The sequence below is a fragment of the Streptococcus sp. FSL W8-0197 genome (assembly GCF_037963785.1).
In the GTDB taxonomy this organism is placed as follows: Bacteria; Bacillota; Bacilli; order Lactobacillales; family Streptococcaceae; genus Streptococcus; species Streptococcus oralis_CQ.
In genome coordinates, this window is sequence record NZ_CP150168.1 from 1722660 (window position 1) to 1738321 (window position 15662).

Genomic DNA, 15662 nt, shown 5'->3' on the forward strand with positions numbered 1-15662 from the left:
AGAAACATGTCAATAAAATTTTCAGAATTTTTGAATTACTTTGGTAAATTCTGAAAAATATGTTTTCTATTATAAAATTATGATTCTCTAATACTATATTTTTATATCTTAAACCAGCAAAACAAGGACCGAAAATCAGATTTTTTATCATTTTTTTGCTATGATTAGATAGAAGAAAAGTTAAGGAGAAGACAATGATATTAATTACAGGTGCAAATGGTCAACTCGGTACCGAACTACGTTATTTACTAGATGAACGAAATGTGGACTATGTTGCAGTTGATGTGGCCGAAATGGATATCACGAATGCTGAAATGGTTGAGAAGGTATTTGCTGAAGTCAAGCCAACTCTGGTCTATCATTGTGCAGCCTACACTGCTGTTGATGCTGCAGAAGACGAGGGGAAAGAACTGGATTTTGCCATCAACGTAACTGGAACTGAAAATGTAGCCAAGGCCTCTGAGAAATACGGAGCTACTCTGGTCTATATCTCGACAGACTACGTCTTTGATGGAAAGAAACCCGTCGGACAAGAATGGGAAGTCGATGACCTACCTGATCCGCAGACAGAATATGGGCGTACCAAGCGAATGGGGGAAGAACTTGTTGAAACCCTTACGTCACAGTATTACATCATCCGCACTGCTTGGGTCTTTGGAAATTATGGCAAAAACTTTGTCTTTACAATGCAAAATCTTGCCAAAACCCATAAAACTCTCACTGTTGTCAACGACCAACACGGCCGTCCAACTTGGACACGTACCCTGGCTGAGTTTATGACCTACTTGACTGAAAATCAAAAAGCATTTGGCTACTACCACTTATCAAATGACTCCACTGAAGATACCACTTGGTATGACTTCGCTGTCGAGATTCTTAAAGACAGTGATGTTGAAGTGATTCCGGTAGACTCCAGCAAGTTTCCTGCAAAGGCCAAACGTCCCCTCAATTCAACCATGAGTTTGGCCAAAGCGAAGGCGACAGGTTTCGTCATTCCAACCTGGCAAGATGCCCTCAAAGAATTTTATAAACAAGAAGTAAGAAAATAAAAGATTACGACATACATAAAAAGCAAGAGAACTCAAGGTCTCTTGCTTTTTAGTATCTGATTATTTAATCACTTGTTGTGTCTTAGCATAGTTGGCTTCGACTGCTTCTTTTTCAGATTTCCACCAGTCTTGGTTGTCTGTGTACCACTTAATGGTCTCTTTGAGACCTGCTTCAAAATTAGTAAACTCTGGCTTCCACCCTAGTTCATCACGGAGCTTGCTAGCGTCGATAGCATAGCGAAGGTCGTGACCAGCTCGGTCCGTCACATGATCATAAGCATCAGCTGGTTGCCCCATCTCCTTGAGGATGAGTTCCAGCACTTCCTTATTGTTCTTTTCACCATCCGCACCAATTAAGTAAGTTTCACCAATTTGACCTTTGGTCAGAATCGTCCAAACACCTGAAGAATGGTCATTGGTATGAATCCAGTCACGGACGTTTTTACCTTCACCGTAGAGTTTTGGCTTGATTCCACTCAAAATATTGGTGATTTGGCGCGGAATGAACTTCTCGATATGCTGGTAAGGACCATAGTTGTTTGAACAGTTGGAAATAGTCGCTTTGACACCAAATGAGCGCACCCAAGCTTTGACAATCAGATCTGAAGCTGCTTTAGTTGATGAGTAAGGCGAGCTGGGATTGTACTTGGTTTCAGCCGTAAATTTCTCACCTGGACCTTCTCCATGACCTGGCAAATCTTCTCGCAGAGGTAGGTCACCATAGACTTCGTCAGTTGACACATGGTGGAAACGAAGGTCGTATTTACGAGCTGCTTCCAAAAGAGTGTAAGTCCCGATGAAATTGGTGTGGATAAAGGGACTCGGATCATTGAGCGAGTTGTCATTGTGACTTTCTGCCGCATAATGAACGATAGCATCCGCTTCAGCTGCCAGCTTGTCTACCAAGACTGCATCAGCAATATCTCCAACAACCAACTCAACACGATCACCTAAAATTTCTTCAATATTGGCACGATTCCCCGCATAAGTCAGTTTGTCCAGTACTGTCACATGAACATCTGGAAAGTTATTATAAACATAATGAACAAAGTTAGAACCGATAAATCCTGCTCCACCCGTCACGATGATATTTTTGTATTCAGTCATTTTTATTCCCTAATTTTTTTACAAATCTTCTTTTCTCAGAGGTTTTACATCCTTAAGCAGTGGATGATGTTTATCAGCTTCTGATACTTCTGCTGCTTCTAGGTTTTCCCACTCAATGCCCAAAGCTGGGTCTGCATAGTTGACAAAAGCATATTTAGGCTTGAGTTCAAGTGCCCAGTAGTCATTGACCAGATAGCTATAAGAAACTGTATCCGAGAGGACTTGGAAACCATTGGCTACGCCACGAGGGACAAAGATTCCCTTACTTGCATCAATCTCGGTCTGATAAACATTTCCAAAAGTCTCACCTTCACGTAGGTCAACCCAAGAACCCAGAACCTTGCCACCATCTGCTACTGAGATGTACTTATCCCAAGGTTCAGCATGGAGGCCTCGGAGAACATTTTTGCGAGAAAAGCTGACGTTGTTTTGCAGTTTTCCTTCAGCAAAGAAGCTTTCAGGAAAACCAAGTGGTAGCATCTTTTCTTTCTGAAAATTTTCCTTAAACCAGCCACGATTGTCACCATGAACCGGAATGTCAAACTCTAACAAACCTGGAATGGCATCAATCTTGTGCACTGCAAGTGTTTTGCCGAAAAAATTATCTGTCATCTAGATTTCTCCAATCAAACGAAGCAAGTATTGCCCGTATTCATTCTTCTTGAGAGGTTGCGCCAACTTCAGCACATCTTCGCGGCTGATATAACCCATTCGGTAGGCAATTTCTTCCAGGTTGGCAACCTGAACATTTTGCATCCTTTGAACCGTTTCGATATATTGGGAGGCCTCTAACAGGCTCTCATGCGTCCCTGTATCCAGCCAGGCAAAACCACGCCCCATAACTTCAACTGACAAATCCCCACGCTTCAAATAAGCATTGTTAACATCTGTGATTTCCAACTCGCCACGAGCACTTGGTTTGATCTGTTTAGCAATCTCCACAACGTCATTGTCATAGAAATAAAGACCTGTCACTGCATAGTTAGAGCGAGCATTCTCCGGTTTTTCTTCTATGGAAATAGCATTCATGTCTGTATCAAACTCGACCACACCAAAACGCTCTGGATCCTTCACTTGGTAGCCAAAAACAGTCGCACCCTTCTCTTTCTTGGCTGCCTTTTGAAGCATTTTGCTCAAACCAGGTCCATGATAGATATTGTCCCCCAAGATCAAAGCAACACTATCGTCACCGATAAATTCTTCACCAATAAGAAAAGCCTGAGCAAGTCCGTCGGGACTAGGCTGTTCCGCATAGGAAAGCTTGATCCCAAATTCGGAACCATCCAAGAGCAGGTCCTTAAAACGGGGTAAATCCTGTGGTGTTGAGATGATCAAAATGTCCTTAATCCCTGCCAACATCAAGGTTGACAAAGGATAGTAAATCATGGGTTTATCATAAACTGGCATCAGCTGTTTTGACGCAGCTCGAGTAAGTGGGTACAGTCGGGTACCTGAACCACCCGCAAGAATAATACCTTTCATAATAGGCTTCCTTTCTGGCTAATTACCTATCCTATATTATATTTCATTTTGTCCCAAATTCCCTAAGGAATTTACTTCAATTTGGATAAGGCAGCTTTTAAATAGGCTCCGTCTCGAAGAGCAGCTCCAACTTTCCTAGCTTGTTCTGAAAGTTCCTTGTAGTCTTGAAGTGTCAAATCATCTAGTACTTTTTGGAGGTCATGTAGAGAATCAACCGCTATACCACACTGCTTATCTAGCACAAAATGCGCAAGGGCAGACTCTCTCCAAACCACCAGAGGAAAGCCCGAAGCCAAATAAAGAGAAGCCTTGTGCGAGTTGTTAAAGCGTAGATAGTTTCCGTAAGAACCTTGGCAGGTTTCTGAGCTGTCTCCGTCCCATACCAAACCAAAACTACCTTCAAGAGCAGCTGGGAGGTCATCTGGCATAAAGGAACCAAAGTAGCTAGTGTTTTTCAATGCACGACTTTCATCGTAGCCCACCCCATACAAGTTATAGGCTGGTTGTTCTGGTAAATTATAAAGATAACCTGACTTTGCAGGGTTCAAATTTCCAGCTACGATAATAGGTTGGTTTTTTTGAGGAAGAGCTTGTACCTCAAAGTTAGGAATCAGATAGTCAAAAATCTCCAAGCTTACCATTTTATCAGACGGAAATCCTTGACCGGCTAAAACATTTTTCATGATATCATTATGAACGATAATCCCATCCACTGACGTTAGAGCTTTCTTCTCTTGAAAGTAATTTCTCACTTTATGACGAAATTTCACTTCTGAACCTGCTGCATGACGCAAGGTTTCAATATCATGGATCAACAGATAGAATTTAACTCCTCTTTTTTGCGCCTGCTTGATGAGTTGTGAAATGAAAAATGTATGGTGGATAATAGGGAACTGAATCACCAATTCATCTCCAGCTTCCAACTGATCAAACACAGACTTGGTCGCACGATATTTGTGTTGTTGAGCTTTAAAGAAATTCATCTTATACCAATTCTCAACCTTGAGCTCCAAGCCCTCATAACCCTCTGAGATTAGAATAGCTTCCACATCATTTCGTGCCTTACTCCCTGCATTCTTTTCGTGTGCATTATGCAGAAATGAATCTTTCAGATAATATTTCACCTTTTCTCCCCTTTATCCGTGATGTTCTTAGATACTCCCTAGTTCTTCTTCTACCACATCCAATGCACGTTCAACAGTCACGTGCATATCATAGTATTTATAATCTGCCAAGCGCCCACAGAAAATAACTCGCCCATTTTTCTCAGCTTCTGCTAGATACTGCTCATAAATTGCATTGTTTTTGGCATCATTGATTGGATAGTAAGGTTCATCTCCTCTTTTCCAATCTGCTGGATATTCACGAGTAATAACGGTCTTGGCTTGAGTCCCAAACTCAAAATGTTTGTGTTCGATGATTCGCGTATAGGGAATATCACGTTCAGTATAGTTGACTACAGCATTTCCTTGATAATTTTCTTGATCCAAAATCTCATGCTCAAAACGGAGACTACGATACTCTAGTTCACCAAACTTGTAGTCAAAGAACTGATCAATCATCCCTGTGAAGACAATCTTAGTTGCTGAAGCCTCCAAGTTCTCCCGATCAGTAAAGAAATCTGTATTAAGCTCTACTTCGATTCCTTCCAACAACTTTTCGATGATGACATTGTAACCACCAATCGGAATTCCTTGGTAACGGTCATTGAAATAATTGTTATCATAGGTCAATCGAACAGGTAAACGCTTGATGATAAAGGGTGGTAGTTCAGTAGCAGAACGCCCCCATTGCTTTTCGGTGTAGCCCTTGATTAGCTTTTCATAGACATCCATACCAATCAACTTAATGGCTTGTTCCTCTAAGTTTTTAGGCTCAACATCTTGCATGTGTGTCGTCTGCTCAGCAATCTTGTCCTTGACTTCTTGGGGTGTCTTTGTCCCCCACAAAGCATAGAAAGTGTTCATATTGAAAGGCAGATTGTAAAGATGTCCTTGATAGTTGGCAATAGGAGAATTGATATAATTGTTAAACTCCGCAAACTGATTGACATATTCCCATACCTTTTTATTAGATGTATGGAAGATATGAGCCCCATACTTGTGGACATTGATTCCTTCAACAGATTGGCAATAGATATTCCCACCAATATGTTCTCGTTTATCAATCACCTTCACCTTCTTGCCACGTTTGTTAGCTTCGTAGGCAAAGATTGCACCTGACAAGCCAGCACCGACAATCAAATAATCGTACATAAAATCTCCTTATTTCTTTAAAACACTTTTTAGTTCTTGAAAATCCAAGACACGTAAGAGCAAAACCAAGCCGCCATAGACTAGGGAGCCAAGGGCAGCATAAATCAAGACATTCACAACAGACGAGAAGTGCATGAAAGCTTGTGCAGAATACAGGGCGCCGTACATCAGTAGTGCTGCTAGAAGTATTTTTAGCATGGATGGTAGAATCTTGACCTCTTTTAGATACGAACGTGTAAAGTAGAGTTGAATCAGCCAGACCAAACCTTCAGTCGCAACAGATACAATTGAAGCTCCAATATAGCCCAGAGGCGGGATTAAGAGGAGATTCAAGCCCACACTAAAAACAGCTGGAATAGTTGTTGATAGCATAAATTCACGATTCTTATTGTGAGGAATCAAGATTTGAATTCCCATGATATTGGTCCAGCCAATAAAGAACATTCTAAAGGCCATGATGGCAATCGCATAGCGAGCATCTTGGAAGTCTTGCCCCAGGAAAAAATTAACAAAATCTTTGTTAACAATCAAAATCCCCGCAATCATCGGGAAGATAACTAAGTTATACACTAAGAAAGACATTTCATGTAACTTGTTAACCGCCTTTTGATTGCCTGATGAGAGGAGATTGGAGACCCGAGGCAACATAACACTACCAAGCGACGTTACCAAAGTCAACAAAATATTCAATAATTTCAAGGCTTGATCATAGATCCCGACATCCTTGGTCGAAGACAAGGCACCCAACATGGTGCGATCTAGCGTGATGTAGAGTGAAATGGCAATCTGTGGCAGAAACAAGAGAATGACTGGTTTAATATGCTCTTTGGCATAGGCTATATCCAAATGCGGCTTGCGAATGTGCTCCCGAGCAGGAAGCCACATACTCAACTGACCTAGTAGATCATAGGCAACCAAGAGGATGATATACAAGTACAAGTCGGATGGTTTCTTAACAAATAGGAATATCGAAACAACACCTAGAAGTTTGACCATTGTGTTACGAGCTGTGATTTTTTTGAAATCTTCTAACCCTTGAAAAAGCCAAGAAATATCAAAACCACGAGACAGCAAACTAAAGCCAAGTATATAAGCAATTGGATTGTTCATCGACGGCACAAGCAAGCAGACAACTATATAAAGCGTAACCGCTAAACAGGTTGAAAGGACTTGTAAACTGTAAATACCCCAGAAGGTCTTTTCGACTTCCTTACGATGGCCGGAAATTTCCTTTGTCCCATAATTGGCCACCCCAAGTGTCGCTAAGAGTATAAAGTAAGTTACTATTGAGTTGTAGTACCCATAGGAACCTAAGTCATTGGATGAGAAAACCCGAGTAATATAGGGTGTAGTAATGACTGGTAAAACGATTACTAACAGCTGATAAGAAAGATTATATAAATAATTTTTTAATACTTTCACAAGGAGTTCCTCGTTGTAGATTTCTTCGATTCAAATTCAATAACTGGCAAGGTTGCAAATAGAGTAAACATAAAAATATTATAAGACGGGCGAACCCAGAAGGCCTCAAACATACAGTTGACTGCTATTAAGGATAAGGCCGTCAATAGCAAATAATTCTTTTTGCGATAAAGTGACCAAGACCTAACTATGTATAACACGACCAATAAGAGAACTGGAATCATCCCATAGGTAAAGAGCATCTGAACGTAGGAAGAGTCTACATAGTCGTAGCTCAAAACGGATTCTGTACGCCCCCCATAACCGACAAATGATATGCCCCGAATCCCAAACCACTGCACTGCATATTTTTTTAGTGCCTCATGTCCTAGGTGTAATCTCATACTAAAAAAATTGTTTAGAGCCACATACATTGGATGAGACCAGGTAAATTTAGAAGAGAGATAAATCATTACTGAAGACGCTATACCAGCCGATAAAGGAAGTAAAGCAAAAAGCCGTCGCTGTTTATCATTTCGGAAATAAAAGTACAGAAAAATGAGCGCCATTACAGTAATAGAAGCGGCATTAAGCCTCGCATCGCAATATCGAATAATGAAATAAGCCAGACCAAATCCTAAGGCAGTCCGTAAAACAATGAATTTCTTTCTAAAGATATACGATATAGCTGTATATAGATAAAAACAGTGAGAAGCAAAATCAGTTGGATAAATAAAGCCAAATGAATTTCGAACAACGACTCCCGCAGATCGTGATTGGACAAATTGCAAGTTTGGAATAGCACCAATCACAGCCAAGAACACTATCAATACAATAAAAAACAAGGCTACAACAGAGTATATTTTAAGTACACTTTCCATCTCAGCCTTGTAAAGAAAGACAAGCAGAAACATATACATCAATGCATTAAGGTTCCCAGTCTTATAGTAAACCATGCCCCCAGCAAAAAGAAGAATTGGTGCAAAGATGAGATAGCTTATAGAGTAGTGATGAATATAAGCAAATCGCATAGCAAGTAACAGGACCGCAAAAAAAGGAACTACATTAGGAATATTAGGTAAAACAGGAGCTAACATAGACGTATTGATCATATCTATGGAGACAACCACTATTAAAACTGCTGCAATTAGCAATTTATCACGTTCTAACTTTAACATTTTCTTTTTCCTTTTCTTCTTTCATCCCTAACTCTTACTTAGGATTTTTTTAACTTTTTAAATTGATAATAGAGCCGCGGATACTTAGTAATTAAAACATAGAGGATCCTACGTTTCTTGCTAACTCTAGCATTCTTCAAGACAAGAGGCAAATAAGGCCTGGTTTTCTCCTGAAGTCTCTTGAATTCTACCGAATCCCCATCCTTAATCATCGTAAAGATAAGAAGACTTCCTGTAAAGAAGCGTGAAATGATAGCTTCTTGGAGTTCTGAACTCTCAGGATAGGTTGCATTCACAACCTCTTTTAAATGATCAATTGCTTCGTAAAACTCGTATTGTTTTGGCGTGAAAGCCGAGGCAGTAATGCTACCAGGTCTATGGTAATAATGGTAAATCGGAAGATGGTACAAGGCCACGGATTGGGCTTGGTTGAGATGCTCACTGATAACATAGAGGTCTTCGTAGATGCGCCCCTTGGGGAAGGGAGCTTTCTCAAGAAGTTCTTTCCGATAGAGTTTCCCACAAGCAGAGACCGTTACAAGGTCTCCATAAAGCATCTCAGTCAGAGCCTTTGCCTTGTCATAGACCTTAACTTGGTCTAAATCAAGCTGATCCAAGTGAAAATTTTGAAAACGATGATAGTGAGCTGTTGGCTCTACTTTGCCACTCACCATATCTGCTTGGGTACGACTTTGTAGCTCTGCTAGCAGTTCCAAGGCGCAGGGTTCCAGATAGTCGTCTGGATCTAGGAAAGTAATCCAGTCACCCTTGGCTTTCAAGACCCCATAGTTCCGAGCATCAGACAAGCCACCGTTGACCTTATGGTAGCTAGTCACCCAATCATATTGCTGGGCATACTGGTCACACAAGTGTCCTGAGCCATCACTCGAGCCGTCATCAATCAAGAGGACTTCCATATCCTTGTAAGTCTGATGTTCCAAACTCTCCATGGCATAATGAAGGTAGTCCTCCACATTATAAACAGGCACAATTACCGAAATCATATTTTCTTTTCTTTCTCTTACTTAGTTTTACAGTTTAAATCTCAAATGAACTTCTATCTGGAAGCAGTTGATCCATAGCCTTGATAAAGTCTGTCATCACCTGCTCCTCGTCTTGAATGTTAAATCCATCATTGATACACATAATTTGGTATTTGCCAGAATTTAGTATCTTCCAAAAATCTGGTCCGGCATTATCCAAAGAAAAGAGTCCTCCCAACTTAGGATTTCCGATAGCGTATTTACCACTGGCAATCTGCCAATACTTAAAGAGCCAAACATTGGTATCAGAAGGATTTCTAAAGCGACTAGCCGAGGTTCTTTCCAAGACAGCTTTTTCCTTTTCCCATACCAAGTTCATCGTTGATCTTAGTAGAGGATAGGGCAGATGACTCTCCCAGAAACCACAGATAAACTGACTATTTCTGTATAGTAGCGACTTAACGATACTTTTTAATCCCTGCTTTGGATCAAAGAATTGGCCATTCTTCAAAATTTCATTTCGACTGAAATAGCTAGTGACAATCTCCATGTCATTTATCTGAAAATTCCCCGTTCCATATCGCTCAGGAATAATCGGTGAAAGAGCCGTATTATATTTGGGTAAACCATCCTCTGAGAAAAAATCTGTCGGCTCAACTGGAGCTGTCAAATACATATCGTCATTAAAAAAAACAAAATGCTCTGAGAGACCAGGGATTCGATGGATGTTACTTTCGATAGGATTGGCAGAAAAAACTGGCAGGTAGTCATTACAGATAATCTCTGTATGATCTACCAACACCAATTTTTCACTATTTATATCTAACCAGCTTGGCTTTTGCTGGTCGGTCACGAGGTAGACCTTATTGACCCAAGGAGCAAATTTTTCAACTCCTCTAAACCAATATTTAAAGGTCCCCCATTCTCGGTAAGCCTTGACTGAATTCATACTCTGTTTAGAAGTATTAACCGAGCCATCATAGCTTGATTTTTTTTCTTGCCACACAGGATCATTCCCATCAACCCAAGTAACAACAAAATCTATTTTATTCATAACTAATCTTTTCTATCTGTTTTATACAACTCCGAAAAGTTCTTGATGTAACTCTCCAAAGAAAACAGCTCTTTTTGTCTCTGATATCCTACTCGCCCAAATTTTTCTCTTTTTTCAGAACTATCTAGTAAGAGAGAAATGGCATTAGAAAGTTCTTGAGGACGATTTGGTTTGACTAAGCAACCACTTTTGTCATCTACTACCATTTCAGCTATTCCCCCATTGTTATAACCAACAACTGGTTTTGAACAAGCCATGGCTTCTAGGACTACTGTAGGTAGGGAATCAGGTTTTATACTTGGTAAGACAAAGATATCAAACATATTATAAAGTTCAGAAGTCTTATCGTAGTAATCAATACGATGAATTTGTGACACAACAGATGAAGAAGCTATTCTCTTATCTAGTTCTTCTAAACGCCATTCTTCACCAGGAAAAACACCTCCAGCTAGGAAAGCCACCGCTTGCTCATTCTTTTCCAAAAGTGGCTCGACTGCTTCTATGAAATCATTTTGTCCTTTTATAGCATTGACCCGACCAATCATGCCAATCACAAGTGCATCTTGCGCAATGTCAAATTTTTCACGAATAGAAGACGCATCCATTGGATAATAGACAGCATTATCGACACCGTTATAAATCACTTCCACTTGGCTATCTTTGATAAAGGGAGACTGCTTGATATGATTAGCGACCGCTTGGGACACCGTCACAATCTTGTCTGCATATCGTCCCATGAGCATATTGATAAAGTCAGAAATAGCTTTGGGTTTGACGATAATCTCATGAACATGCCAAATCAAAGGCAGCTTGAGCTTGCGTTTCAAATAGATGCCCTCCAAAACAGCCGCTGTATTATTGTGAACCATATCTATACTGTGTTGTCGAGCATAGAGGGCGATTTGCTTAGCATAGAAATTATAAGAGCGAATATAGTCGGCAATGCCTTTAGGATTAAAGTATTTTCTACGTAAAATCGGATAATCCAACACGCTGACCTTAGCTCCAACTTGGCGCAAAGCCTCGACTAAAACACCATCATTTGGCAGGATGACGTGAGCTTCAAATTCTTTGGAATCCAACCCTTTAATCAATTCCAGTAAAACCTTATCTGCTCCATACATTTCTGCACCAGCATGCAAGTATAAAATCCGTTTCATTCCCTATCCTTTAAACACTTCTTCATAATCTGACACAATCTTTTCCCATGTGAAAGCTGAGAGGATTCTTTGGCTTGACTTGAAATCCAAGTCAGTTATTGCTACCTGATCAAATCCTTCTACTTCCTCAATGACACGTGCCAACTCATCTTTTTTCCAATAAATGGCCCCATCTTCACCAACTTCACGGTTAAAACCAACATCTAGCAACAAATTTAGTTTTGTGGATGCTAAAGCTTCCAGTAGAGAAGGGTTGGTTCCTCCAACCTCATGCCCATGGAAATAGGCAAAGGCATTTTCGCGAATGTACTTGAGTAACTCTTGGTCATAGACAGTCCCGACAAATTTGACCCTAGGATCTTTATCAAAACCAGTATCTTGTAACAACTGGTCGTAAAATTTATTCTGCTCCACATTTGTGATGAGAACAAAGTCCTTTTTGGACTTGGACTTGATAAATTCACGAATCATGGCTTCGTAGTTGTTTTCAGGAACGAATCGTCCCACTACTAGATAATAGCCATTTTCGCTAACTCCTTTTTCCTGATACCAGTTCCGAACTTTGGTATCTTCTGCCTTCAGGATTGAAGGGGCTGTATCTGTCCCATAGGCAATATAGGTGGTCTTTGGTTGATACTGCTTATAATCCTCTTGGATATATTGTTCGATATTTTTACTGTCACAGACCAGTAAATCTGCATGTTTGACCATGAGCTGCTCTGAAAATTTCCAGTACTTACGAACTGGCAGGCTCCACTTTGCTCGCAGCCATTCATGGCCATCAGGATTTACCAGCAAAGAGCCACCGATCGCACGAATTTTTTTCTTAAGTCCAGAAATAAAAGGACCGATGCGACAAGCTAGAATGTAAAAAATGGGAGCCTCGTCCTTGTTTTCCTTAGCCAATTCAATAGCCTTATTGACCGCTGCAATATCGTAAGCGATGGCGCGGGCCGGTCCGATATTGGGTACATCGATGTTGAAGCAAATGGCTCCATTGTGCTCAAACTGGTCTTCCGTAATACCAGACTTGGCTGAATTTTCACGCATACAAGCAACATAGTATTGTATGTTGCTGTCTTTTTGATATTCGGTTAATTTTTCAACAAAGGTTTCAAATCCTCCATACTTGGCAGGAATCCCCTTTGAACCAATGATATAAACTGACTTTTTCATCTCTCTCCTAACAGGACTGAAGGGCAGAAATTACTTCGCCCCATCTCTCATAAATACAACTTTAACGGTCTTTAACAATATTTCAATATCTTTCCAAATAGTCCAATCATCAATATAGGCCACATCTAATTTAACAACTTCATTGAAATCCTTGATCTCACTTCGCCCGCTGACTTGCCACAAGCCTGTTATCCCAGGTTTAAAACTCAATCGACGTTTTTGCTCAGGAGTATATTTCTCATACTCATCCACTGTTGGGGGACGGGTTCCGACCAGACTCATATCTCCCATTAAAACATTCCAAAACTGCGGTAACTCATCTAGGCTGGTCTTACGAATAAAGCGACCAATTGGAGTGATACGAGGATCATCATCGACCTTAAACATGCCCCCCTGCATAGTATTTTGCGCCAAAAGTTCTTGTTTCCGCTGCTCAGCATTCACGCACATAGATCTAAATTTATAGAAAGTGAAATGTCGACCATTTTTTCCAATACGCGTTTGAGAAAAAATCGCTGGCCCACCATCTTGTCGAATCATCGGAACCAAAACAATGCTCACCAAACCACAAATAATCAAGCCGACAATCGAACCGACAATATCAATGAACCGTTTAGCAATGACATGACTGGTCTTATAAAATTTTGTAGAAAACGTGATAACATTCAGCCCTGCCATCCCACGAATCTTTTTATCACTACCTAGATAGTTATTAAAAGCATTCAGATTAACTGTAACATCAATTCCCATTGTCTCAAAAAGTGAGATAAACTCCCCGATGTCGTACTCTTCACTTGGTAGATTGATAAAGACCTCATCGACAACTTCATGAGTAGCAAAGTCTAAGATATTCTCAGCAGGTACAACCGTTAAGGATTGATGCTGAAAATCAGGCTGGTCTAAAACACTGACTGCCACCAAGTTCCAAAAAATTTCTCCCGACTCTATCAGCCTATCGATGACTTTTTCAACCCTAGAGGTCGCTGTTATCAAGAATATCTTCTTACTCCCCTTGAGATTTGGAAAGATGCTTTTTCTATAGCGTTTAATGCATAGATTCAACAAATACAACAGAATAGAGTGTATTGTCAAAAAATAAATCATTCCTCGTCTAGAGATACTAAAACGATCTTCTAAGAAAAAATTCGAAATACTGATAGCTAAAGCAAAGAACACAATGTACTTTGCAGTGTTGATAAACTCTGCTAAATAACCCCTTTTAAAAAAATCATGCCCATAATCACTGATATAAAAAATAAAAAAATGAAGAATGAACAAGATAATAACAGAAGTATTCACAATCTCTGTTTCCTTAACAAAACTAAGTAAATAAGCTAATAAAATGACAAGAAAACTCTGGATTGTCGCCAAAGTAATCTTCAATCCCTTTTCTTCCATAATATCTTCCCTAAACTATTTATTATTTTTTGCCATAATTCCCATAGTTTCCATATGCTCCATAGGAGCCATATTTTTCAACTGAAGTATTGAGTTTATTAAGCACAATTCCTAAGAATGGTTTGCCTGTTTGTTCGAGTTGTTCTTTAGCTTTTTGGACATCACGACGATTTGTTTCACCAGCAGCAGTTACTAAAACAGAAGCGTCACACTTCTGCGTGATAATCGCCGCATCGATAACAACTCCAATCGGAGCAGTATCTACAACGATGTAGTCAAAGTACTTACGTAAGGTGTCAATCATGGTCGCAAAATTTTCACTTTGTAACAAAGCTGTTGGGTTTGGTGATACAGAACCCGCTTGAATGACAAACAAATTTTCAACATTGGTTTCACATAAACCTTGTGATAGGTCTGTTGTGCCTGACAAGAACTCTGTTAGGCCTGTAATCTTTTCCCGTGATTTAAAGACACCTGACATGACTGAATTACGGATATCCGCATCAATCAACAGCGTCTTATAGCCCGCACGCGCGAAAGCCCAAGCAATATTGGTAGAAGTTGTTGATTTTCCTTCTCCTGGTTTGACAGAGGTAATGGAAATCACTTTCAAGTTATTCCCACTCAATTGAATATTGGTGCGAAGGGCATTGTAGTATTCTTCTGCTTTTCTTGCCAAATCTAATTTTTTTTGTGCAATTTCTAACGTTGGCATTTTTCTCTCCTATTTCAATTTATCCAAATTTGGAACTACTCCCAATAGTGCAATTTGCATCACGTCCTCAATATCTTCTGGACGTTTCACTCGTGTATCCAAGAGCTCAACAAGGAGAACTGTGACAACCATCACAACCGCCCCCGCAAGGAATCCAACCATGGTATTGCGACGAATATTTGGTGAAGATGGCGATGTTGCAGGGCGTGCTTCTTCAAGTGTTGTCACATCCGAAACGCGAGTGACGCTGATGATCTTTTGAGCCGCAACCTCTCTCAAAGAGTTGGCGATACGGCTAGCTTCCTCAGGTGCACGGTCTGTAACAGAAATCGATACAATACGCGTATCCACTGGAACTGTTACCTTGATTTTACTAGCTAGACCTTTTGGAGGGAGTTCTAGTTTCAAATCAGTCGCAACCTTCTCTAAAACGTCTTGCGAGAGAATGATTTCGCGATAGTCTTTTACCAAGTAAGATCCTGCTTGCAAGTCTTGGTTAGTCAAGCCAGGCTTATCTCCCTGATTACGATTGACCACATAAATTCGGGTCGTACTCGTAAACTCCGGCTTCACAATAAAACTACTGTAGGCAAATGCTACTATCCCTGTCACGAATGCTACCAAAGCAATTAACAATTTTCGCTTCCAAAGGATTTTAAGCAAGTGAAATACATCGATTTCCATCATATTTTGTTCTTTCATTT

15 protein-coding genes are annotated in these 15662 nt (G+C 40.2%); 1 reads left to right on the plus strand and 14 read right to left on the minus strand.

Annotation, left to right across the window (positions count from 1 at the left end):
• Positions 1 to 194: 194 nt before the first annotated feature.
• Positions 195 to 1049 carry a dTDP-4-dehydrorhamnose reductase gene (rfbD, locus tag NYE79_RS08490; RefSeq protein WP_049501014.1) on the plus strand — a complete coding sequence of 285 codons (855 nt, stop codon included), beginning with the start codon at positions 195 to 197 and terminating at the stop codon, positions 1047 to 1049.
• 60 nt (positions 1050 to 1109) lie between these two features.
• Here rfbD and rfbB read toward each other — a convergent pair whose 3' ends face one another.
• From rfbB to cpsC, 14 genes are all read right to left on the minus strand, one after another.
• A complete protein-coding gene (rfbB, locus tag NYE79_RS08495) occupies positions 1110 to 2156 on the minus strand; it encodes a dTDP-glucose 4,6-dehydratase (protein ID WP_339293684.1) in 1047 nt (348 codons plus the stop codon).
• Between the two features lie 18 nt (positions 2157 to 2174).
• Positions 2175 to 2768: a dTDP-4-dehydrorhamnose 3,5-epimerase family protein gene (locus NYE79_RS08500; protein WP_000131467.1), complete on the minus strand. Its 594-nt coding sequence runs from the start codon at positions 2766 to 2768 to the stop codon at positions 2175 to 2177.
• Positions 2769 to 3638, minus strand: coding sequence for a glucose-1-phosphate thymidylyltransferase RfbA (gene rfbA / locus NYE79_RS08505; protein ID WP_000676121.1), 870 nt, complete (start codon positions 3636 to 3638; stop codon positions 2769 to 2771).
• Between the two features lie 71 nt (positions 3639 to 3709).
• The gene (locus NYE79_RS08510) at positions 3710 to 4762 is read right to left on the minus strand and encodes a galactofuranosyltransferase (protein ID WP_251463991.1); all 1053 of its coding nucleotides are present in this window, start codon (positions 4760 to 4762) and stop codon (positions 3710 to 3712) included.
• 27 nt (positions 4763 to 4789) lie between these two features.
• Positions 4790 to 5893: a UDP-galactopyranose mutase gene (gene glf / locus NYE79_RS08515; protein WP_061588750.1), complete on the minus strand. Its 1104-nt coding sequence runs from the start codon at positions 5891 to 5893 to the stop codon at positions 4790 to 4792.
• A gap of 9 nt (positions 5894 to 5902) precedes the next feature.
• Positions 5903 to 7315 (minus strand): flippase, encoded by a 1413-nt coding sequence (locus NYE79_RS08520; protein WP_084881488.1) that lies wholly within the window; start codon positions 7313 to 7315, stop codon positions 5903 to 5905.
• Entirely contained in the window at positions 7312 to 8472 is a 1161-nt protein-coding gene (locus tag NYE79_RS08525; RefSeq protein ID WP_000915512.1) for a hypothetical protein, read from the minus strand. The genes NYE79_RS08520 and NYE79_RS08525 overlap by 4 nt, the downstream gene beginning before the upstream one ends.
• Before the next feature lie 38 nt (positions 8473 to 8510).
• Positions 8511 to 9476, minus strand: coding sequence for a glycosyltransferase family 2 protein (locus NYE79_RS08530; RefSeq protein WP_084849938.1), 966 nt, complete (start codon positions 9474 to 9476; stop codon positions 8511 to 8513).
• Positions 9477 to 9510: 34 nt separating this feature from the next.
• On the minus strand, positions 9511 to 10509 hold the full coding sequence (locus NYE79_RS08535) for a Stealth CR1 domain-containing protein (protein ID WP_001033091.1): 999 nt from the start codon (positions 10507 to 10509) through the stop codon (positions 9511 to 9513).
• A gap of 2 nt (positions 10510 to 10511) precedes the next feature.
• Positions 10512 to 11669, minus strand: coding sequence for a glycosyltransferase family 4 protein (locus NYE79_RS08540; RefSeq protein ID WP_095726264.1), 1158 nt, complete (start codon positions 11667 to 11669; stop codon positions 10512 to 10514).
• Between the two features lie 3 nt (positions 11670 to 11672).
• Positions 11673 to 12845 (minus strand): glycosyltransferase family 1 protein, encoded by a 1173-nt coding sequence (locus tag NYE79_RS08545; protein WP_000750329.1) that lies wholly within the window; start codon positions 12843 to 12845, stop codon positions 11673 to 11675.
• 30 nt (positions 12846 to 12875) lie between these two features.
• Positions 12876 to 14243, minus strand: a complete 1368-nt coding sequence (locus tag NYE79_RS08550; RefSeq protein ID WP_084880417.1) for a sugar transferase — start codon at positions 14241 to 14243, stop codon at positions 12876 to 12878.
• 22 nt (positions 14244 to 14265) lie between these two features.
• The gene (locus tag NYE79_RS08555; RefSeq protein WP_061588742.1) at positions 14266 to 14958 is read right to left on the minus strand and encodes a tyrosine-protein kinase; all 693 of its coding nucleotides are present in this window, start codon (positions 14956 to 14958) and stop codon (positions 14266 to 14268) included.
• Between the two features lie 9 nt (positions 14959 to 14967).
• Positions 14968 to 15660 (minus strand): capsular polysaccharide biosynthesis protein CpsC, encoded by a 693-nt coding sequence (cpsC, locus tag NYE79_RS08560; protein ID WP_000664126.1) that lies wholly within the window; start codon positions 15658 to 15660, stop codon positions 14968 to 14970.
• Between the last annotated feature and the right edge of the window lie 2 nt (positions 15661 to 15662).

Bases quoted from the DNA above. Each gene is read 5' to 3' on its own strand.
- rfbD (WP_049501014.1), top strand. From the start codon at position 195: ATGATATTAATTACAGGTGCAAATGGTCAACTCGGTACCGAACTACGT.
- rfbB (WP_339293684.1), bottom strand. From the start codon at position 2,156: ATGACTGAATACAAAAATATCATCGTGACGGGTGGAGCAGGATTTATC.
- NYE79_RS08500 (WP_000131467.1), bottom strand. From the start codon at position 2,768: ATGACAGATAATTTTTTCGGCAAAACACTTGCAGTGCACAAGATTGAT.
- rfbA (WP_000676121.1), bottom strand. From the start codon at position 3,638: ATGAAAGGTATTATTCTTGCGGGTGGTTCAGGTACCCGACTGTACCCA.
- glf (WP_061588750.1), bottom strand. From the start codon at position 5,893: ATGTACGATTATTTGATTGTCGGTGCTGGCTTGTCAGGTGCAATCTTT.
- NYE79_RS08525 (WP_000915512.1), bottom strand. From the start codon at position 8,472: ATGTTAAAGTTAGAACGTGATAAATTGCTAATTGCAGCAGTTTTAATA.
- NYE79_RS08530 (WP_084849938.1), bottom strand. From the start codon at position 9,476: ATGATTTCGGTAATTGTGCCTGTTTATAATGTGGAGGACTACCTTCAT.
- NYE79_RS08535 (WP_001033091.1), bottom strand. From the start codon at position 10,509: ATGAATAAAATAGATTTTGTTGTTACTTGGGTTGATGGGAATGATCCT.
- NYE79_RS08540 (WP_095726264.1), bottom strand. From the start codon at position 11,669: ATGAAACGGATTTTATACTTGCATGCTGGTGCAGAAATGTATGGAGCA.
- NYE79_RS08545 (WP_000750329.1), bottom strand. From the start codon at position 12,845: ATGAAAAAGTCAGTTTATATCATTGGTTCAAAGGGGATTCCTGCCAAG.
- NYE79_RS08550 (WP_084880417.1), bottom strand. From the start codon at position 14,243: ATGGAAGAAAAGGGATTGAAGATTACTTTGGCGACAATCCAGAGTTTT.
- NYE79_RS08555 (WP_061588742.1), bottom strand. From the start codon at position 14,958: ATGCCAACGTTAGAAATTGCACAAAAAAAATTAGATTTGGCAAGAAAA.
- cpsC (WP_000664126.1), bottom strand. From the start codon at position 15,660: ATGAAAGAACAAAATATGATGGAAATCGATGTATTTCACTTGCTTAAA.